Below are 19,148 nucleotides of genomic sequence, written 5' to 3'. Positions count from 1 at the left end.
AGGAATTCCTTTGACGGCGCGAGCGCCGGACGGATCTGGAAGGTAGATTTCATATCGACCGGTACTGTACCGATCGGTATTTATCTCGGCGGGACCTGTCAAGGCTTACTGTAGCGATCGCTATTTAAAATACGGCTGAGGAGCCGCCACACGCTCGGCGTGGAGAAGGCCCAAGCGCGGTGCTCGCCATGTTCTGCAGCGACCGTCCCGACGGCGCGAACCGGCCGGCCGAGCTAGCCGGCGAGAGCGCGACGGTCAGATAATATAAGATATTTATTTAGATGATTAATATTTATTAGAACACGTATACATGAATAATAATTCCAATTCCATCATTTATACTATAGTTATACGCTGATTTTATCACTTACAGATATTAAGTTTTCTGCCGTGGCAGAACAATCCTACGTCGGCGGCCGGGCCGGACTCCGGCGCGGCCAGCCTGACCGGCGCGAGCCTGCCCGCGACTTCACGCCTCCGGCAAATGGTCGCGGGACCGCGACGTCCGGTCCGTTGCCATCTCATCAGATCCCGATCATGAAAGGCCGAGACGCCAAGAACGGAAAAAGACACTCAGGGAGCGCGCCGTTTGCAAAGCAGCCTTATGGAGCTCGAAAGGCCTTTATGAAGATCTTGATCCTCGGCACGTCGAACTCGATCCTCAAGGATGGTTGGACCTACGGTTTCCGCGCTGCTTTACCTGAAGCTCAAATTGACAAGCATATTGTTGGCGCGTCCCCCGGGATGCAGTTCGTGACCAATCTGGCCGACGACCTGTCAGGATACGATCATGTTATCCTGGACTGCATCGTAAACGATGAACATCTTTCGCAGCGCATCGGCGACATCAATTACAATAACCGGCTCATCTTCGAGCTTATGTCGACACTGGCCTCGCGAGCCAACCTGATCACGCTTGGCTTCACCAAGGTGAACTTCATCAAGAAGGCCTCGCCGCAGTATCTGAAACGGCGCGTGATCGCGGCCGCCTGCGGCTCGCAATTCGTCAGTTTCCGGGATCTGACCCTCAAATACGGGCGGAAGATTCTGGGCGAAAAGCCCGGCCTCTACGAGCATGTCGGCCATCCTCGCCGCGAGATCTCCTACGCGGCCGGATATCAGCTTGGACTCGCGCTTGCGGACTACGTAGCCCCGAAGCGCGCCCCCACGGTCGACTATTCCGGCAACTTCAGCGTCTTCAAACCCGAGCAATTGATCCCGGGCCGCGCCCTGTCCGTGCGCAAGAACAGGCTGCTCTCCTTCGAGCACATTGAGCTCCGCGCCGGCGATGCAATCGAGTTCCCGAGCGCCGGCCGCTGCATCGGATTCTATGTCAACGCCCGTGACTGCCGCGCGATGCTGAAGCTCGCCGGGCCGTCCGGCGCGCGGTTCAAAGAGACTTGGTTCAGCGTCACCGACGGGCTCGAGCTGAAGTTTGTGCCGGTGACCGGGGGCTTCCCGCTCGACCGCATCGAGGTCGCAGACGCCGAATTGCCGTTCGAACGGTCGATCCACAGCCGGTTCGACGAATGGCCGGGAAAGAAGGGGGCGCGGCTGACCCTCGGGACGGTCGCGTTCTGGAACGGAGACATCGACGTTCCGATCCCAGCGCCCGCCAGCGACTTCGACGCTTTCGACCTCCACCGTCTTGTCGATCGCCGGATGGCCGAGCAACACGGCTGAGGCGCGACAAGGGCCCGTGGGCGCAACGCGCCTCTTCGCTGGGCGAGAAATGGCGGCAAAATCGGACCAACTGCTCAAAAACAGACCATTTGGTCCGATCAGATTCCGATCGTTATGGCCAAGGCGCTGAAAAAGCTGAGGCATCCTCGTCTGGCACGCAGCCTGCTTGCGAAATGCACGACCGATCGGGCGGCCATGCGCTCGATCGGCCGGAGCAGGAGGACGCGGACAATGAAAATCGGCGTATTCATCCCGATCGGGAACAACGGCTGGCTGATCTCCGAGACCGCGCCGCAATACAAGCCGACCTTCGAACTCAACAAGACGGTGGTGCAGAAGGCGGAGAAGCACGGCTTCGACTTCGCCCTGTCGATGATCAAGCTGCGCGGCTTTGGCGGAAAGACCGAGTTCTGGGACCACAACCTCGAGTCCTTCACCCTGATGGCGGGGCTCGCGGCGGTCACCTCGCGCATCAAGCTGTTCGCGACCTCGGCGACGCTGGTCGTGCCTCCGGCGATCGCGGCCCGCATGGCCTCGACGATCGACTCGATCTCGAACGGACGCTTCGGCCTCAATCTCATCACCGGCTGGCAGAAGCCGGAATATTCGCAGATGGGGCTGTGGCCCGGCGACGAGTATTTCGGCCGGCGCTACGAGTATCTGGCGGAATACGTCCAGATCCTGCGCGATCTGTGGGAGACGGGCAGCTCCGACCGCAAGAGCGACTTCTTCCAGATGAACGACTGCCGGCTGAGCCCGCGGCCGGAAGGAGAGATGAAGATCATCTGCGCCGGGCAGAGCGACGCCGGCATGGCGTTCTCCGCGAAATACGCCGATTACAATTTCTGCTTCGGCAAGGGCCTCAACACGCCGACCGCCTTCGCTTCGACGGTCGAGAGGCTGAGCCGCTGGACGGACGAGACGGGGCGGAACGTCACCTCCTTCGCCCTGTTCATGATCATCGCCGACGAAACCGACGAGGCGGCGCGTGCGAAATGGGAGCTCTACAAGTCCGGCGCCGACGAGGAGGCGCTGAAATGGCTCGTCGACCAGTCGAACGTCGACAAGTCGTCGGGCAAGGACACCAATGTCCGCCAGATGGCCGACCCGACGTCGGCGGTGAACATCAACATGGGCACTCTGGTCGGCTCCTACGCCAACGTCGCGAGGATGCTGGACGAGATCGACACGGTGCCCGGCTGCGAGGGCGTGCTGTTGACCTTCGACGACTTCGTGAAGGGCGTCGACGACTTCGGCGAACGCATCCAGCCGCTGATGCGCTCCCGCGCGGCGGCCGCGTCACTGGCGGAGGCGGTCTGATGGCCGCGCCGCTCCACGCCGGCTATGTCGCGCCGTCCTCCGACGACCATGTGGTCCTGCCCGCGCGGCCGGAGCCGCTGACGCTCAGGCCGAGCGAGACCGCGGTGATCGTCGTCGACATGCAGAACGCCTACGCATCCACCGGCGGCTATGTCGACATCGCCGGCTTCGACGTCTCCGGCGCCGCCCCCGCCATCCGGCAGATCGGCAAGACGCTCGAAGCCGCGCGGGCGGCGGGCGTCACCGTCGTCTATTTCCAGAACGGCTGGGATCCCGACTATGTCGAGGCCGGGGGCCCGGGCTCCCCCAACTGGCACAAGTCGAACGCGCTCAAGACCATGCGCGCCCGGCCGGAGCTCAAGGGGACGCTGCTCGCGAAGGGCGGCTGGGACTACGACATCATCGACGAACTCAAGCCGCAGCCCGGCGACATCCTGATCCCGAAGACGCGCTACAGCGGCTTCTTCAACACCAATGTCGACAGCGTGCTGCGTTCGCGCGGCGTCCGCACGCTGGTGTTCGTCGGCGTCGCGACCAACGTCTGCGTGGAGTCGTCGCTCAGGGACGCGTTCCACCTCGAGTATTTCGGCGTCGTGCTCGACGACGCCGTGCACCACCTCGGACCGGACTTCATCCGCGAGGCGAGCCTCTACAACGTCGAGAAGTTCTTCGGCTGGGTGTCCACCACCGCCGACTTCTGCGGCGCGATCTCCCAGACCCCGGCCGCGAAGGCTTAAAGGAGCTCCGATGCCGAAGACCATCATCACCCCGCCCGGAACCGGAAAGCCGATCGCGCCCTACTCGCCCGGAACGCTCGCCGACGGCGTGCTCTACGTCTCCGGCACGCTGCCCTTCGACAAGGACAACAACGTCGTCCATGTGGGCGACGTCGCCGCCCAGACGCGCCATGTGCTGGAGATCATCAAGTCCGTCGTGGAGGCCGCGGGCGGCGCGATGACGGACATCACCTTCAACCACATTTTCCTGACGGACTGGGCGAACTACGCCGCGATGAACGCCGTCTACGCCGAGTACTTTCCGGAGGACCGCCCGGCCCGCTACTGCATCCAGTGCGGCCTCGTGAAGCCCGACGCGCTCGTGGAGATCGCCTCGATCGCCCATGTCGGCAAAGCCTGAGCCGGACGAGGACCTTCGTCATGCGCTATGACGTGACGGGCCTGACGGGGCCGGACGCCGGCGTGGTCGTGCTGTCAACCGGCCTCGGAGGCTTCGGCGCCTACTGGAAGCCGCAGCTCGCCGCGCTCGAGCAGCGATACCGCGTCGTCGTCTACGACCATCGCGGCGCCGGCGCGAACGCCGGTCCGCTGCCGGACGGCTACTCGATCGGCCACATGGCCGACGACGTGCTCGACATCCTCGACGACGGCGGCTTCGGGCCGGTCCACTTCGTCGGCCACGCGCTCGGAGGCCTCGTCGGGCTCGATCTCGCGCTCAGGCGGCCGGACCGGCTCGCAAGCCTCACGCTCGTCAACGCCTGGGCGAAGATCGCGTCACCGACCCTGCGCTGTTTCGAGGCCCGCACTGCGCTCCTGCGGCATGCGGGCGTCGCGGCCTATGTGCGGGCTCAGGCGATCTTCCTCTATCCCGCGGAATGGATCGCGGCGAACGAGGCGCGTCTCGCCGCCGATGAGGCGCACGCGATCGAAGGCTTCCAGGGCGAGGACACGCTGCTGCGGCGGATCGCGGCTTTGAGCGCCTTCGACGTCTCGCGAAGGCTGTCGGAGGTTCCGACCCCCACGCTGGTCGTCGCGGCGACGGACGACGTTCTGGTCCCCTGGACGGCCTCGCGCGACCTCGCCGAAGGGCTTCCGCGCGGCCGGCTGCAACTCGGGACCGGAGGCCACGCCTCGACCGTGACGGAAGCCGCCGCCTTCAACTCCGTTTTGCGGGAGTTCCTCGATGACCTCTGAGACGGCCGCCGGCCGGCGCCCTGGGCCGGTCGACGCAGGCGCCGGGCGGCGCCCATGAACGCGATGACCGGACGGCCTGCGGCCGATCCCGATCGCAGCGCCGTCAGCCGCGAGCGGTTCCGGCAGGGCATGTCGCGGCTCGGAGCCTCCGTGACCATCGTGACGACCAACGGGGCGGCCGGGCGCGCGGGCTTCACAGCGTCCGCGGTGTGCAGCCTCTCCGACGCGCCGCCGTCGCTGCTCGTCTGCCTGAACCGCTCGGCCTCGGTGTTCGAGACCTTCGCCGGCAACGACGCGCTGTGCGTCAACGTGCTCGCCCCCGAGCACGAAGCCCTGTCGCGGCTGTTCGGCGGCCAGACGCCGACGCCCGAGCGTTTCGCCGCGGCGGAGTGGCGCGCAGGCGTGTCGGGCGCGCCTGCGCTTATCGGCGCGACGGCCGCGTTCGACTGCCGCATCGTCGACGTGTCGTCCTTTGGCAGCCACGACGTCCTGTTCTGCCACGTCATGGATGTGCATCTGCACGATGTCGCCGCGGGCCTGGTCTATTTCGACCGTCGCTACCACGCGGTGTGACGGATGCGCCGGGCGGGGCCCGGCCGCGCCTGCAGCGAGCGCGGGAACTGGACATTTTGTCCATGCGCGCCGCCGCCGCGGCGGCTGGCCCGGACATAATGTCCGCGGAAGATCGCGGCGAAAACCATCAACCTGTTGGAAACAGATGATTTCCTGACATGGCCCGGACATTGCTGACCCGGCTGGCCAAGCGCGGCGGAGACCGCGCGATCGAGCGCCCCGCCAGGAGGATCCATGTCCGCCACCATCGCCGCCGAAGCCGGCTTCTTCAGCCGCGAACGCACCGTCGCCGCGCCCAGCTTCAACCGCTGGCTCGTTCCGCCGGCCGCCCTCGCCATCCATCTCTGCATCGGCATGGCCTACGGCTTCAGCGTGTTCTGGCTGCCGCTGTCGCGCGCCGTCGGGATCGCGCAGCCGATCGCCTGCCCGGCCGACATGAGCTTCCTCGCCGGCCTCGTCGCCACGGGCTGTGACTGGAAGATCAGCCAGCTCGGCTGGATGTACACCCTGTTCTTCGTGCTGCTCGGCTGCTCCGCCGCGATCTGGGGCGGCTGGCTGGAGCGCGCCGGCCCGCGCAAGGCGGGCCTCGTCTCGGCGGCCTGCTGGTGCGGCGGCCTGCTGATCTCCGCGCTCGGCGTCTACACCCATCAGCTCTGGATGCTGTGGCTGGGCTCGGGCGTCATCGGCGGCGTCGGGCTCGGCCTCGGCTACATCTCGCCGGTCTCGACGCTGATCAAATGGTTCCCCGACCGCCGCGGCATGGCGACCGGCATGGCGATCATGGGCTTCGGCGGCGGCGCGATGATCGGCGCTCCGCTCGCCGACTGGCTTATGCGCCAGTTCGCGACCGAGACCTCGGTCGGCGTGTGGCAGACATTCGTGGCGATGGCGGCGATCTACGCCGTCTTCATGGTCGCGGGCGCGCTCGGCTACCGAGTGCCGCGCGAGGGCTGGAAGCCCGCTGGCTGGACGCCGCCCGCCGCGTCGAAGAGCGCCATGGTGTCGTCTGCGAACGTGCATCTCAATGTTGCGACCAAGACGCCGCAGTTCTGGCTGATCTGGGCCGCGCTGTGCCTCAACGTGTCGGCCGGCATCGGCGTCATCGGCATGGCTTCGCCCATGCTGCAGGAGGTGTTCGGCGGCAAGCTGATCGGCCTCGACGTCGCCTTCGGCGATTTGAGCGCGGCTCAGAAGACGCAGATCGCCGCGATCGCGGCCGGCTTCACCGGCCTGCTCAGCCTGTGCAACATCGGCGGCCGCTTCGTCTGGGCGACCTCGTCGGACAGGCTCGGCCGCAAGCTCACCTTCGCGATCTTCTTCGCGGCCGGCTTCGCGCTCTACGTCGCCGCGCCGACGCTCGCGGGGCTCGGCACCACGCTGTTCTTCGTGCTCGCCATGGGCGTCGTCATCTCCATGTATGGCGGCGGCTTCGCGACGGCGCCGGCCTATCTCGCCGACATTTTCGGGACCAAGTATGTGGGCGCCATCCACGGACGGCTGCTGACGGCGTGGGCGACTGCCGGCATCCTCGGCCCGGTGCTTGTGAACTATCTGCGCGAGCACCAGCTGGCCGCGGGCCTGCCGGCGGCGGAGGCCTACAACCAGACCATGTACATTCTCGCCGGCCTGCTCGTGATCGGCATGGTCTGCAACCTCGCCGTCCGTCCGGTCGCGGCGCGTCATCACATGCCGGAAGCCGCGCCGGCCGGGGCGGCGGGCTCCGCCGTCGAGGCCTCGATCGCGGACACGCCGGTCGCACCCGCGACGACGTCGCCGGTCCTCGTCGCGCTCGCCTGGGCGGCGGTCGGCGTTCCGCTCGCCGTGGGGGTGCTGATCACCCTCCAGAAGGCCGTGATCCTGCTGCACTGAGCGAACGAGCTCCTCCGCCCCGCAGGCCCACCCTCGGGCCGGCGGGGCCTTTCGCGCTCCACGCCACGATGCTCTAAGCAGATGATGGCGGATCGTCCGCCTTCGACGGCGGTCTTATGAACCACGACAGCCAGGCGAGCCAGACGGCGGACGCGCCGGCCGACACGGTCGCCGATCCCTGGCTCGCGCGCGCCCACATCCTCGTCGTCGACGACGAACCCGGCATGCGCAACTTCCTCACCCGCACGCTCGCGCCGCGCTGCGCGCGGGTGGAGGCGGTGGGCGACACGGTCGCCGCCGGGCGTCTGATCGACGCCAGCCATTTCGACCTCATCATCCTCGACAATGTGATGGCGGGCCGCACCGGGCTCGAATGGCTGGCGGAGCTGCGCCGCGACGGCTTCTTCACCGAGGTCATCCTGATCACCGCCTTCGCGGATCTCGAAACCGCGATCGAGGCGCTGCGCGCCGGCGCGGCGGACTTCGTGCTGAAGCCCTTCCGCACCAAGCAGATCCTCAACGCCATCGCCCGCTGCCTCGACCGGGCTGCGCTCCGGCGCGAGAACTTCGTGCTGCGCCGCCAGCTCGGCGCGCAAGCCGAACCGGAGGAGCCCGGCCGTCTTGTCGGGACCTCGCCCCAGATGGCGCGGATCCGCGAGATGGTGACGCGCGCCGCCGCGACGCCCACCACGGTGCTGATCACCGGCGAATCCGGCACCGCGAAGGAGATCACAGCGCGGGCCCTGCACGAGCAGTCGCCCTACGCCGCAAAACCCTTCGTGCCGGTGAACTGCGCCGCGATCGCGGCCGAGATCATCGAAAGCGAGCTGTTCGGCCATGTGAAGGGCGCCTTCACGGGCGCCGCCTCCTCGCGCGAAGGGTTGTTCTTCTACGCCCAGGGCGGCACGCTGTTCCTCGACGAGCTGGCCGAGCTGCCCCTGACGCTGCAGGCGAAGCTTCTGCGGGTGATCGAGGACCGCAAGGTGAGGCCCGTCGGCTCCGACCGCGAGGTGCCGATCGACGTCCGCCTCGTCGCCGCCACCAATGCGGACCTGTCGGAGGAGGTGGCGGCCGGCCGCTTCCGGGCGGATCTCTACTACCGGCTCGACGTGTTCCGCATCCATTTGCCGCCGCTGCGCGAGCGTCCCGAAGACATCGCGCCGCTCGCGCGCATGTTCATGGCGCAGATCTCCGCTCAGCTCGGCCTGCCGCCGCTGCCGCTCGACCGCGACACGCTCCGGCGGTTCGAAGCCTACTCCTGGCCCGGCAACGCGCGCGAACTGCGCAACCGGGTCGAGCGCGGCCTGATCCTCGGCGCCTTCGACGTCGGCGAGCCCGCGGCCGGACCCGAGCCCGAAACCGACGATCTCGCGGAGCTCGAAAAGCGCCACATGCTGCGGGTGCTGAAGGCCTGCGGCGGCAACCGGGCGGCGGCGGCGGCGCGCCTCGGCGTTTCGCGCAAGACGCTCGACCGCAAATGCGCCGAATGGAATGCCTGAGCGCCCGCCCTCGGGCTGGCGGCCGCGATCGGTCCGCGCCCGGCTGCTCGCCATCGCGCTGCTGCCGATGGTGGTCGTGCTCCCCGTGGTGCTCGGCTTCGCGCTGTTCGGGTGGCTGGCCCAGTTCGACGCTCTGCTGGTGTCGAAGGCCAATGACGAGCTGATCGTCGCGCGCCAGTACCTAAACCGCCTCAAGGAGCGCGGCGGCGAACAGCTTTCCGCGCTCGGGCGGTCCGCCGCCTTCGCCGAGGCCGCGCGCGACGGCTCCATCGCAGACCTGCTCGAAAGCCGCCGCCAAGAGCTCGGACTTGACTTCCTGCGCCTCGTCGAACGCGACGCGGCCGCCGCGCCCTCGCCCGAGCGCAAGGTCGTGGAGGCCGCGTTCGCTGGCCGTGCGGGAACAGCGCTCGACGTGTTCGAGCAGGACGAGATGGCGCGGCTGTCACGCGGCATGGCGGAGCGCGCGCGGATCGAGCTGGTGCCGACGCCGAACGCGGCCGAGACCGATCGCGCCGTCGAGACCCGCGGCCTCGTCATCCATTCGGCGACGCCGGTGACGCTTGCGGACGGGCGCTCCGCCGCGCTCGTCGGCGGCGCGCTTCTGAACGGCAATCTTGGCTTCGTCGATACGATAAACGATCTGATCTACGCCCATTCCGCTCTTCCGGCCGGCGGGCAGGGCACCGTGACCCTGTTCCTCGACGACGTCCGCATCGCCACCAACGTCCGCCTGTTCGGCGATCGGCGCGCGCTCGGCACGCGGGTTTCGCGCGAGGTGCGCGACGCGGTTCTTGGAGAGGGGCGCACCTGGCTCGACAGCGCCTTCGTGGTCAACGACCGCTACATCTCCGCCTACGAGCCGATCGTCGACGGCGAGGGCCAGCGGGTCGGCATGCTCTATGTGGGCTTCCTCGAAAAGCCCTTCCGCACGGCCCGCTGGACCATGATCGGCGCGGTGGTCGCGGCCTTCACGCTCGCGCTCGCCGTCACGGTGCCGTTCCTGCTCGGCCTCGCCCGCGCGATCTTCCGGCCGCTGGAGCGCATGAAACGCACGATCGCCGCCGTCGACGCGGGGGATCTCGGCGCCCGCACCGGCGAGGCGCCCCGCGACGACGAGATCGGGGTGGTCGCTCATCGCCTCGACGACCTGCTCGACGGCCTGCAGGCGCGCGACGCTGAACTCAGGGCCTGGGGCGCGGAGCTCGACGCGCGCGTCGGGGAGCGGACGCGGCAGCTCGAAGAAACTAGGCGCCAGCTCGTGATGTCCGAGAAGCTCGCCTCGATCGGAGAGATCACGGCGGGCGTGGCTCATGAGATCAACAACCCGATCGCGGTGATCCAGGGCAATCTCGAGGTCGCCCGCGAGATCCTCGGCTCCGCCGCCGCGGAGGTGAGGACCGAGTTCGACCTGATCGACCAGCAGGTCCACCGGGTGAACATGATCGTCACCCGCCTGCTGCAGTTCGCACGGCCCGACGAATACGCCGGCTATGTGGAGACGGTCGCCCCCGGCGGCGTGGTGGCGGACTGTCTGGTGCTCGTGCGCCACCTGCTGGAGCGCGCCGACATCGCGGTGACGACCAGGGACGCCGCGGAGCGCTCGGTGGAGGTGAGCCGCACCGAGCTTCAGCAGGTGCTGATCAACCTGATGGTCAACGCGATCCACGCCATGCCGGAAGGCGGCGCCCTCACCGTCTCGACCGCCGACGAGGACCGCGCCGACGCGCCGGGCGTCGCGATCCGCGTGGCCGACACCGGCGTCGGCGTCCCGGCCGAGAAGCTCGGCAGGATCTTCGATCCGTTCTTCACCACCCGCGCCCATGGCGGCACCGGGCTCGGCCTGTCGATCAGCTACACGCTGATGGCGCGCTATGGCGGCGCGATCACGGTCGAGAGCGAAGTCGGCCGCGGCTCGACCTTCACGGTCTGGCTGCCGGTCGCGGCGGCGGCCTGAGCGACGACTCGCGCGCGTCGGGAGCGCCGGGCGAGCTTTGGGGAACGTAGGGAACGCGAGTTTAACGGTCGAACCGTAACACGCTGCAACTGCTCTGGAATTTTGGAGCGGGCGAAGGGAATCGAACCCTCGTATGCAGCTTGGGAAGCTGCCGTTCTACCATTGAACTACGCCCGCTCGGGTGAATGACATTAGGGGCCGGACGCGGCGGCGACAAGGCCATTGTCGGCGCCGCGCGCGGCGTCGTGAAGCCGTTCTCGGGCAAGGACGTCGACGGCGGCCTTCGGCGGGTCTATGACAGCGCGCAAGGCCTCTCGGGCGCTGGCGCGCTGTCACATGACCCAACACGAACCCGCACCATCGCCGCAATCCCCGGCCACGCGGCTCGCCTGGGCCGCCGCGGCCGTGGGCGTCGCCGCGCTGACCGGGGCCGCCCTCGCCCTCTGGGCCTCCGAAGGCTCCGGCGTGTTCCTCGAGCAGGCCTTCGCGGCGGTCATCGCCTGTTTCTGAAGGAGTATCCGCCGATGTCGTCCCGCACCGCCTTCCTCGCCGGCGCCCTCGCCTTCACGGTCGGGGCGGGCGTCCTCGCCTTCAGCCTTATCCACTTCAGCAAGCCCGGCGGCGAGGTCGCGACCCAGGCGTCGAGCGTCGGCGGCCCGTTCACGCTCGTCGACCAGAACGGCGCGACGGTCACCGAGAAGGACGTCGCGGGCAAACCCTACCTCGTGTTCTTCGGCTTCACCCATTGCCCGGAGGTCTGCCCGACCGCGCTCGCCGACATCACCCAGGTGTTCGAGGCGCTCGGCCCCGACGCGGAGAAGGCTCAGGCGCTGTTCGTGACGGTCGACCCGGCGCGCGACACGCCGGAGGCGCTGAAATCCTACCTCGACAGCTTCTCGCCCCGCATCCGCGGCCTGACCGGCGCGCAGGAGCAGGTCGACGCGACGGTCAAGGTCTTCCGCGCCTACGCCAAGAGGGTCCCGCTCGACGGCGGCGACTACACCATGGACCACACCGCGCTGGTCTATCTGATGGACCGCAACGGCGCCTTCGTCGCGCCCTTCAACCTCAAGCGCGAGCCGCAGCAGTCCGCGGACGAACTGCGCCGCTACCTCGGGGCCTGACAACGGTTCAGGTCGGCGTGCGGCGTCGGCTCGAGACGCCGTGCACGGTCTTCTCCCAGCGCGTAGAGCTGCCGTAGACGATCTGGCCGAGCGCCCGCCACGCCGCCACGCCCACCAGCAGCCAGTAGATCGGCATGGTGAAGAGGTCGAGCGCGAGCCGCGCCGGCCCGCGCCGGTCGACGCCCATCCAGCCGCAGGCGAGGCCGGTGGCGTAGCCCACGATCAGGTTGGCGACATGGACGCCGACGAAGGCCGCCTCCGTCAGGCCGCCCGACACGGCGAACAGCGAGCCGGTGAGCCCGCCGATCAGCAGCCCAACCACCACGACCGGGTAGGCCAGCGCCGTCAGCGCGACGCCCGCCACCGCCATAGAGGCGCTTACGAAGCGCGCCGGCCCGAGCCGCGACGCGAGGTCGACGCCGCTGCGGCCGTGCACGACGGCCGTCACCATGAACCCCTTCATCCAGCGCGTGCGCTGCTTGAGCCACGGCCACAGCGAGGTCGTCGCCTCCTCCCAGGTCGTCGAGCGCACGGTGGTCGTCCGCCAGCCGAGCCGGGAGAGCCTCAGCCCGAGATCGGCGTCCTCGGTGACGTTCGAGGCGTCCCAACCGCCGACCATGCGCAGCGCGGAGGTGCGGAAATGGTTCGACGTGCCGCCGAGCGGGATCGGCATGCCGAGGGTGGCGAGCGCGGGGACGGAGACGTCGAACAGCGCCGCGTACTCGACGCCGAACTGCCGGGCGAGCCAGCCGTCGTCGAGATTGTCGATCGCGAGCCGGGCCTGCACGCAGGCGAGATCGGGCCGGTTGCGGCGGAACACCTCCAGCGCGCGCCGCAACTGGTCCGGCTCCGGGCGGTCTTCGGCGTCGAACACGGTCAGCAGCGTCCCGCGCGCGGCGAGCAACCCGGCGTTGAGCGCGCGCGGCTTGGTCTTCGGACCGCCGGGCGGCAGCGTCAGCACCTCGATCCCGGCGCGCGGCGGCCGGCGCGCGAGCGCGCCGAGCGTGTCGTGGTCGCCCTCCTCGATCAGCAGCTTGATGTCGAGCTTCGCCGCCGGATAGTCGAGCGTCTCCAGCGCGTCCAGCAGGCCGGGCACTACGGCGCCCTCGAACGCCAGGCCGACCAGCACGGTGTAGATCGGGAGGTCGCCGTCGTCGCCGCGCGGCAGCGCGACGTCATCGGTCGCCGGCGTCATCGCGAGCAGGAACCGGAACAGGTTCATCGCGAAGAACAGCAGCCCGGCGATCGCGGCCAGGGCGAAAAACACCATGTCGAAGGCGAAGGCGGCAGCGACGCCGACGGCGGCGGCGGCGAGCGCGACCTCCCTCCGCGGCTGGTCGAAAACCGGCATGGAGACGGCGGCCGTGAGCTCCGGGGCGATCGCGCCGGGCCCGAGGCTCGCGCGGTCGGCAAGGGCGGAGCCGGCCCGGCGGACGGCGATGTCGGCGAAGGCGCGGGGCCCGGCGATCGCGACGCGGCGGCCGTCGGCCGGACGGCCGCGCCGGAAGGACGCCAGCCGACCTATGGCTGGCCCCCGCGCCGCGACCAGCAGGCGCGCGCGCCCGTCGGCGTCGAAGCGCATGACGCCCGTGCGGCAGGCGAGCGCGAACTGATCGGCGTCGATCGGGTCCCCGGCCGGCGCGTCCGATCCCAAGGCCTCGAGCCCGATCGCCCGCGCGAGCGCGGCCACGAGTTCGTATTCGGGGAAGCCGCCCGCGGCCATGAGAACGTCGAACGGCGCCGCGCGAAGGCGCGAGGCCTCGCGGGCGGCGTCGATCAGGGGCTGAAGCGGAAAGCCCTCCGCCGCCATCGCCGCGAATTCGGGCGGGAGGCTCGAAGCTGCGTACGCCGCACGCCCGGCGCGCGACGGAACCGCGTGGGCCGCCGCCCTCCCCGCCGGCGCAACGCGCCGCGCCTGCTCCGATCCGGCCATGCCGAATGTCCCCAGGACGCCGTCCTTGGATCAGGAGGGTCGAAGAAGTGTAGAATCCGCGAAAATGAGGAGTCGAGTCGTATGCAACCTCTACGGGTTTTTGCGCAGATCTGCGCCGCGATCCTCGGAGCTGCGATCGCCGCCTCCGCCTGCGCCGCCGAGACATCGGCGCCGCCGGTCGCGATCCCGCGCTTCAGCGATCCGAAGGCGCGGCTCGAGAAGCCGGATCTGCCCGCCGGGCGCGTGGTCAAATGGGCGACGGGCGACGACTACCCCCCGTTCCATTACTCCGACGCCGACGGCCAGCCCGCCGGCTTCGCCGTCGATCTCGCCCGCGCGGTCTGCTCGGAGCTCGCCATCGCCTGCACGCTGCAGGCGTGGCGCTGGGACGCGCTGCTCGACACGCTCGACAGGCGTCAGTCGGACGTGATCCTCGCGATGGTCAAGCCGACGCCCGAACTGCGCGCGCGCTTCGCGATGACGGAGCGCCTGCACCAGACGCCGGCCCGCTTCGTCGCGCGCCGCGACAAGGCGATCGCGTCGACCGCCTCCGAAGCGCTGAAGGGGCGCTCCGTCGCCGTGGTGACGGGCTCGTCGCATGAAGCCTTTCTCAAGGCGTTCTTTCCCGGCTCCGAGCTGAAGACCTTCGAGCGCGCCGCGGACGCGCAGTCCGCCGTCCGGAACGGCGAGGCGGATCTGGCGTTCGGCGACGCGGCCGCCCTCGCCTTCTGGCTGAACGGCGCGGCGTCCGACAATTGCTGCGCCTTTGTCGGCGGCGCTTACACGGAGAGCCGCTACTTCGGCGAGGGCGTCGGGGCGATGCTGCGCCCGAACGACGACCGGCTGCGCCAGGCGATCGATTTCGCCCTGCAGCGGCTCGACGAGAACGGCGTCTACGCGGAGATCTATCTCCGCCACTTTCCCGTGGGACTGTGGTGACATCGCCGTCGATTGACGCGCAGGCGGACGGTTTCTAGTTTCCGCCCTCTTCTACCCTTACGCCTGCAGGCATCATGACCGTCCCTGACGCATCCGCCCTTGTCGAACCCGCGCTCGCCTCGACCGCTTGGCCGTTCGAGGAGGCGCGCAAGATCGTCGAGCGGCTGAAGCGCAAGCCCAAGGACGGCCCGGTGCTGTTCGAGACCGGCTACGGCCCGTCCGGCCTGCCGCACATCGGCACCTTCGGCGAGGTGGCCCGCACCACCATGGTGCGCCACGCCTTCCGCACGCTGACCGAGGACAGGATTCCGACCCGGCTGCTGTGCTTCTCCGACGACATGGACGGCATGCGCAAGGTGCCGGAAAACGTGCCGGACCCGGCCGCGCTGACGCCGTACCTGCAGATGCCGCTGACCTCGGTGCCGAACCCGTTCGGCGGCGACTATCCGAGCTTCGGCCACCACAACAACGCCATGCTGCGGCGGTTCCTCGACACCTTCGGCTTCGATTACGAGTTCGCCTCCGCGACCGACTACTACACGTCCGGCAAGCTCGACGCCGTGCTGCTGCGGGCGGCGGAACGCTACGACGCCATCATGGAGGTGATGCTGCCGACTCTCGGCGAGGAGCGGCGCGCCACCTATTCGCCCTTCCTGCCGATCTCGCCCGTCTCGGGCCGCGTGCTCTACGTGCCGCTGAAGGAGGTGAACGCCAAGGACGGCACGATCACCTTCATGGACGAGGATGGCGTGGACAAGACGCTGCCGGTCACCGGCGGCAAGGTGAAGCTGCAGTGGAAGCCGGATTTCGGCGCCCGCTGGGCCGCGCTCGACGCCGATTTCGAGATGTTCGGCAAGGACCACCAGACCAACGCGCCGATCTACGACCGGATCTGCGAGATCCTGGGCGGCGTCGCGCCGGAGCACTTCGTCTACGAGCTGTTCCTCGACGAGAACGGCCAGAAGATCTCCAAGTCCAAGGGCAACGGCCTCACCATCGACGAGTGGCTGACCTACGCCAGCCCGGAGAGCCTCGCGCTCTACATGTTCCAGTCGCCCCGCTCGGCGAAGAAGCTGCACTTCGACGTCATTCCGAAGGCGGTCGACGAGTATTACAACTTCCTCTCGCGCTACGAGGCGCAGGACTGGAAGACCCGGCTCGGCAATCCGGTGTGGCACATCCATTCCGGCGAGCCGCCGGCGAACGACATGCCGGTGTCGTTCGGACTGCTGCTGAAGCTGGCCTCCGCCGCCAACGCCGAGGACAAGGCCGTGCTGTGGCGCATGATCCGGCGCTACGCGCCGGGCGTGACCGCCGAGACCCATCCCGATCTCGACCGGCTGGCGGGCTACGCCGTGCGCTACTTCATCGACCGGGTGAAGCCGCGCCGCGCCTTCCGCCTCGCCGACGAGGTGGAGGCGGACGCGCTCGCGAAGCTCGACGCCGGGCTCGCCGCCCTGCCCGCCGACGCGGACACCGCAGCCATCCAGGACGTGGTGCTCGACGTCGCACGGCCGATCGAGCGCTATCAGGACAAGAAGCGGAAGGGCCCGGACGGCGGCCCCGGCGTGTCGTTCGCCTGGTTCAGCGCGCTCTACGAGCTGCTGCTGGGCGAGAAGGAAGGCCCGCGCTTCGGAACCTTCGTCGCGGCCTACGGCGTTGACGAGACGCGCGCCCTGATCCGGCGCGCGCTCGCCGGCGAACTGGCGCAGGCGGCCTGAGAGAGCGGGAGAACGCCCCATGTCCTACGGTTCGTCAGGCGTCTCGCGCTTCCTCGGCGGCTCGCCGCTCGGCGTGCTGCTGCGACTGCTGTTGCTGTGCGTGATCGTCGGGCTGGTGCTGGACCAGCTCGACCTCGACGTGTTCCGGTTGCTCGACTACGCGATCGACGTGGTGCGCGACCTGCTCGCGAACAGCGCGGACCTGCTCCGGGCGCTGCTGCGCTACCTGATCATCGGCGCGGCGGTCGTCATACCGATCTGGCTGATCCTGCGCGTGCTCAAGATCGGCTCCGGCCGGGCCTGAGGCTCACGCCTCCGGTCCCGCCGCCGCGACCGCGGCGGCGTCGCGGCCGACGAGCGGGGCGAGCGATCCGGCGCCTTCGGAGGCGATCGCTTCGTTCAGGTCGGCGAGAATCCGCCCGATCAGCGCCGGGCCTTCGAACACCAGCGCGCTGTAGAGTTCGATCAGCGTCGCGCCGGCGCGGATCTTCGCGACCGCGTCGGCTCCGGACGCGATCCCTCCGACGCCGACGAGCGGGATGCGGCCTTCCACGCGCAGGAAGGTCTCGGCCAGCATCCATGTCGCGCGGCGGAACAGCGGCGCGCCGGACAGGCCGCCCGCCTCCTTCGCCGCGGACGAACGCAGCGAGGCCGGCCGGTCGAGCGTGGTGTTCGACACGATCAGCCCGTCGAGACCGCGGCCGAACGCGACCTCGACCACGTCGTCGAGCCCGTGCAGGTCGAGATCCGGCGCGATCTTCAGCAGAACCGGTCGCCGCCGCGCGCCCCGCGCCACCGCCCCGTCCCGGGCGCCGAGCGCCCGGGCGACGAGATCGTCGAGCGCGGCGCGCGCCTGAAGGTCGCGCAGTCCCGGCGTGTTGGGCGACGACACGTTGATCGTGAAGAAGGACGCCACGTCCGCGAAGGTTTCGACGCCCTGCGCATAGTCCGCGGCGCGGTCGGCGGCGTCCTTGTTGGCGCCGACATTGACCCCGACGATCCCCGACCTGCCGCGACGGCGTTCCAGCCGCGCCAGCGCCGCCGCCGCGCCTTCATTGTTGAACCCCATGCGGTTGACGACCGCCTTGTCCTCGCCGAGCCGGAACAGTCGGGGCCGCGGGTTGCCCGGCTGCGGCTTCGGCGTGACCGAGCCGATCTCCACGAAGCCGAAGCCGAGGCTGAGCAGAGCGTCCGGCGCCTTGGCGTCCTTGTCGAAGCCGGCGGCGAGGCCGACGGGGTTCGGGAACAGCAGCCCGAACGCTTCCGTCGCGAGACGCGGATCGCAGGCCGGCGGCCGCATGACCGGCGCGCGTTCGAGCGCGGCGAGCGTGGCGCGGTGGGCGGTCTCGGCGTCGAGCGCGTGCAGCGCAAGCCGCGCGAGCGGCCAGAGCGGGCCGATCATGCGCCCTCTCCCGCCGACAGCTCCGGCGGGAACGCATGCGCGCCGTCCGGCCCGAGCGGCAGCTCCTCGACCGACAGCACGGCGGACAGCGGCAGCGGCGCGTAGAGATGCGGGAACAGAGCGCCGCCGCGCGACGGCTCCCATTTCAGCGCCGCCCCCAGCGCCTCGGCGTCGACCGCGACCAGCACCAGATCCGTCTGCCCGGCGAAATGCCTCGCGGCGGTCTCGCGCGCTTGGGGACCCGTCGAGAAATGGATGTAGCCGTCCGCGACATCGACCGGCGCGCCGTCGAACCGCCCCGCCCGTTCGGCTTCCCGCCAGAGTGCAGCAGGCGCGATTTTGTAGATCGTTGGGGCGGGCATGATCGCCAAACTCGTTCGGTCACGAAGCGCGGAACGCAGACCTATCCGGCGCGTTTGACACTGGAAAGCGCGCCCGAAGGCCTAAAGCGACCGGGGCCGCCATGCAAGGCGCGAAGAAAAGCAAGAAAATCATGGACAGGACGTCCGTGAGGTACTAATTCCTATCAGAGCGGTGTTCCGCTCGCCACAAGGGGTGGAGACAGAGGATGCTCGGGCACGGCCAGATTTGGTCCGCGATCGACGCGCTCGCCGCGAAGAACGGGCTCTCCGCCTCCGGCCTCGCGCGCAAGGCCGGGCTCGATCCCACCACGTTCAACCGCTCCAAGCGCATCGCGAACGATGGACGGCCGCGCTGGCCGTCCACGGAATCGATCGCGAAAGCGCTCGACGCCACTACGACCGATCTCGACGCCTTCATGACGCTGCTGACGGACGGCGCGCCGCGGCAGCGCAAGCGCGTCCCTCTGATTGGGCTCGCGCAGGCCGGCGAAGGCGGCTATTTCGACGACGCTGGCCTGCCGACCGGCCAGGGCTGGGACGAGATCGAGTTTCCGGACGTCGATCGCGAACAGGTCTACGCCGTCGAGATCCAGGGCGACAGCATGGAGCCGGTGTTCCGCGACGGCGACATCGTGCTGGTGGCTCCGGGCTCGCCGGTCCGCCGCGGCGACCGCGTGGTGCTGCGGACGACCGAGGGCGAGGTGCTCGCCAAGGAGCTGGCCCGCACCTCCGCCAAGCAGATCGAGCTGCGGTCGCTCAACCCGGCGCACCCGGACCGCACCATCCCGGCCTCGCAGGTGGCGTGGATGGCGCGCGTCGTCTGGGCGAGCCAGTAAGC

The 19,148-nt window shown here is 69.0% G+C and carries 18 protein-coding genes and 1 tRNA gene; 15 read left to right on the top strand and 4 right to left on the bottom strand.

What is annotated here, in order from left to right; genetic code table 11:
* Positions 1–624 precede the first annotated feature (624 nt).
* The 9 genes from ACFSCV_RS05870 to ACFSCV_RS05830 all read left to right on the top strand — a co-directional run bounded on the left by ACFSCV_RS05870 (position 625) and on the right by ACFSCV_RS05830 (position 10,829).
* The gene (locus ACFSCV_RS05870) at positions 625–1,683 is read left to right on the top strand and encodes a hypothetical protein (RefSeq protein ID WP_378797915.1); all 1,059 of its coding nucleotides are present in this window, start codon (positions 625–627) and stop codon (positions 1,681–1,683) included.
* A 231-nt stretch (positions 1,684–1,914) separates the two neighbouring features.
* Positions 1,915–3,003, top strand: a complete 1,089-nt coding sequence (gene rutA, locus ACFSCV_RS05865) for a pyrimidine utilization protein A (protein WP_378797913.1) — start codon at positions 1,915–1,917, stop codon at positions 3,001–3,003.
* The gene (gene rutB / locus ACFSCV_RS05860) at positions 3,003–3,740 is read left to right on the top strand and encodes a pyrimidine utilization protein B (RefSeq protein ID WP_378797911.1); all 738 of its coding nucleotides are present in this window, start codon (positions 3,003–3,005) and stop codon (positions 3,738–3,740) included. The genes rutA and rutB overlap by 1 nt, the downstream gene beginning before the upstream one ends.
* 10 nt (positions 3,741–3,750) lie before the next feature.
* A complete protein-coding gene (gene rutC, locus ACFSCV_RS05855) occupies positions 3,751–4,140 on the top strand; it encodes a pyrimidine utilization protein C (RefSeq protein ID WP_378797910.1) in 390 nt (129 codons plus the stop codon).
* 20 nt (positions 4,141–4,160) lie between these two features.
* Positions 4,161–4,934: a pyrimidine utilization protein D gene (rutD, locus tag ACFSCV_RS05850; RefSeq protein ID WP_378797908.1), complete on the top strand. Its 774-nt coding sequence runs from the start codon at positions 4,161–4,163 to the stop codon at positions 4,932–4,934.
* Positions 4,935–4,988: 54 nt separating this feature from the next.
* Positions 4,989–5,507 (top strand): flavin reductase, encoded by a 519-nt coding sequence (locus tag ACFSCV_RS05845; protein ID WP_378797906.1) that lies wholly within the window; start codon positions 4,989–4,991, stop codon positions 5,505–5,507.
* Between the two features lie 234 nt (positions 5,508–5,741).
* Positions 5,742–7,376 (top strand): OFA family MFS transporter, encoded by a 1,635-nt coding sequence (locus ACFSCV_RS05840; protein WP_378797904.1) that lies wholly within the window; start codon positions 5,742–5,744, stop codon positions 7,374–7,376.
* Positions 7,377–7,492: 116 nt separating this feature from the next.
* Complete coding sequence (locus ACFSCV_RS05835) at positions 7,493–8,875, top strand: sigma-54-dependent transcriptional regulator (protein ID WP_378797902.1); 1,383 nt, start codon at positions 7,493–7,495, stop codon at positions 8,873–8,875.
* Positions 8,868–10,829, top strand: a complete 1,962-nt coding sequence (locus ACFSCV_RS05830) for a sensor histidine kinase (protein WP_378797900.1) — start codon at positions 8,868–8,870, stop codon at positions 10,827–10,829. Before ACFSCV_RS05835 ends, ACFSCV_RS05830 begins: the two co-directional genes overlap by 8 nt.
* Before the next feature lie 103 nt (positions 10,830–10,932).
* Here the strand turns inward: ACFSCV_RS05830 and ACFSCV_RS05825 are convergent.
* Positions 10,933–11,006 (bottom strand) — tRNA-Gly (locus ACFSCV_RS05825).
* A 159-nt stretch (positions 11,007–11,165) separates the two neighbouring features.
* Between ACFSCV_RS05825 and ACFSCV_RS05820 the strand changes: the two genes are divergently transcribed.
* Both ACFSCV_RS05820 and ACFSCV_RS05815 read left to right on the top strand, forming a co-directional pair.
* Positions 11,166–11,339, top strand: coding sequence for a hypothetical protein (locus ACFSCV_RS05820; RefSeq protein ID WP_378797898.1), 174 nt, complete (start codon positions 11,166–11,168; stop codon positions 11,337–11,339).
* A gap of 14 nt (positions 11,340–11,353) precedes the next feature.
* Positions 11,354–11,953: an SCO family protein gene (locus tag ACFSCV_RS05815; protein ID WP_378797896.1), complete on the top strand. Its 600-nt coding sequence runs from the start codon at positions 11,354–11,356 to the stop codon at positions 11,951–11,953.
* A 7-nt stretch (positions 11,954–11,960) separates the two neighbouring features.
* On the opposite strand, the gene ACFSCV_RS05810 is transcribed toward ACFSCV_RS05815, so the two are convergent.
* Positions 11,961–13,763 (bottom strand): glycosyltransferase, encoded by a 1,803-nt coding sequence (locus tag ACFSCV_RS05810; protein WP_378797894.1) that lies wholly within the window; start codon positions 13,761–13,763, stop codon positions 11,961–11,963.
* A 204-nt stretch (positions 13,764–13,967) separates the two neighbouring features.
* Between ACFSCV_RS05810 and ACFSCV_RS05805 the strand changes: the two genes are divergently transcribed.
* The 3 genes from ACFSCV_RS05805 (at position 13,968) to ACFSCV_RS05795 (ending at position 16,850) form a co-directional block, all read left to right on the top strand.
* A complete protein-coding gene (locus ACFSCV_RS05805) occupies positions 13,968–14,825 on the top strand; it encodes a transporter substrate-binding domain-containing protein (protein WP_378797892.1) in 858 nt (285 codons plus the stop codon).
* 74 nt (positions 14,826–14,899) lie between these two features.
* The gene (locus ACFSCV_RS05800; RefSeq protein ID WP_378797890.1) at positions 14,900–16,546 is read left to right on the top strand and encodes a lysine--tRNA ligase; all 1,647 of its coding nucleotides are present in this window, start codon (positions 14,900–14,902) and stop codon (positions 16,544–16,546) included.
* Positions 16,547–16,565: 19 nt separating this feature from the next.
* Positions 16,566–16,850, top strand: a complete 285-nt coding sequence (locus ACFSCV_RS05795; RefSeq protein WP_378797888.1) for a DUF6460 domain-containing protein — start codon at positions 16,566–16,568, stop codon at positions 16,848–16,850.
* A gap of 3 nt (positions 16,851–16,853) precedes the next feature.
* On the opposite strand, the gene ACFSCV_RS05790 is transcribed toward ACFSCV_RS05795, so the two are convergent.
* Positions 16,854–17,948 (bottom strand): quinone-dependent dihydroorotate dehydrogenase, encoded by a 1,095-nt coding sequence (locus ACFSCV_RS05790; protein WP_378797886.1) that lies wholly within the window; start codon positions 17,946–17,948, stop codon positions 16,854–16,856.
* Positions 17,945–18,310: a DUF952 domain-containing protein gene (locus tag ACFSCV_RS05785; protein ID WP_378797884.1), complete on the bottom strand. Its 366-nt coding sequence runs from the start codon at positions 18,308–18,310 to the stop codon at positions 17,945–17,947. The genes ACFSCV_RS05790 and ACFSCV_RS05785 overlap by 4 nt, the downstream gene beginning before the upstream one ends.
* Before the next feature lie 206 nt (positions 18,311–18,516).
* On the opposite strand from ACFSCV_RS05785, the gene ACFSCV_RS05780 reads away from it, so the two are divergent.
* Positions 18,517–19,146 (top strand): S24 family peptidase, encoded by a 630-nt coding sequence (locus ACFSCV_RS05780; RefSeq protein ID WP_378797882.1) that lies wholly within the window; start codon positions 18,517–18,519, stop codon positions 19,144–19,146.
* The last annotated feature ends 2 nt before the right edge of the window (positions 19,147–19,148 follow it).

It is taken from the genome of Methylopila henanensis (genome assembly GCF_042681025.1).
Lineage (GTDB): Bacteria > Pseudomonadota > Alphaproteobacteria > Rhizobiales > Methylopilaceae > Methylopila > Methylopila henanensis.
Note: the sequence above shows the minus strand (reverse complement) of the source record. Positions and strands in the feature narration are given on the sequence as shown.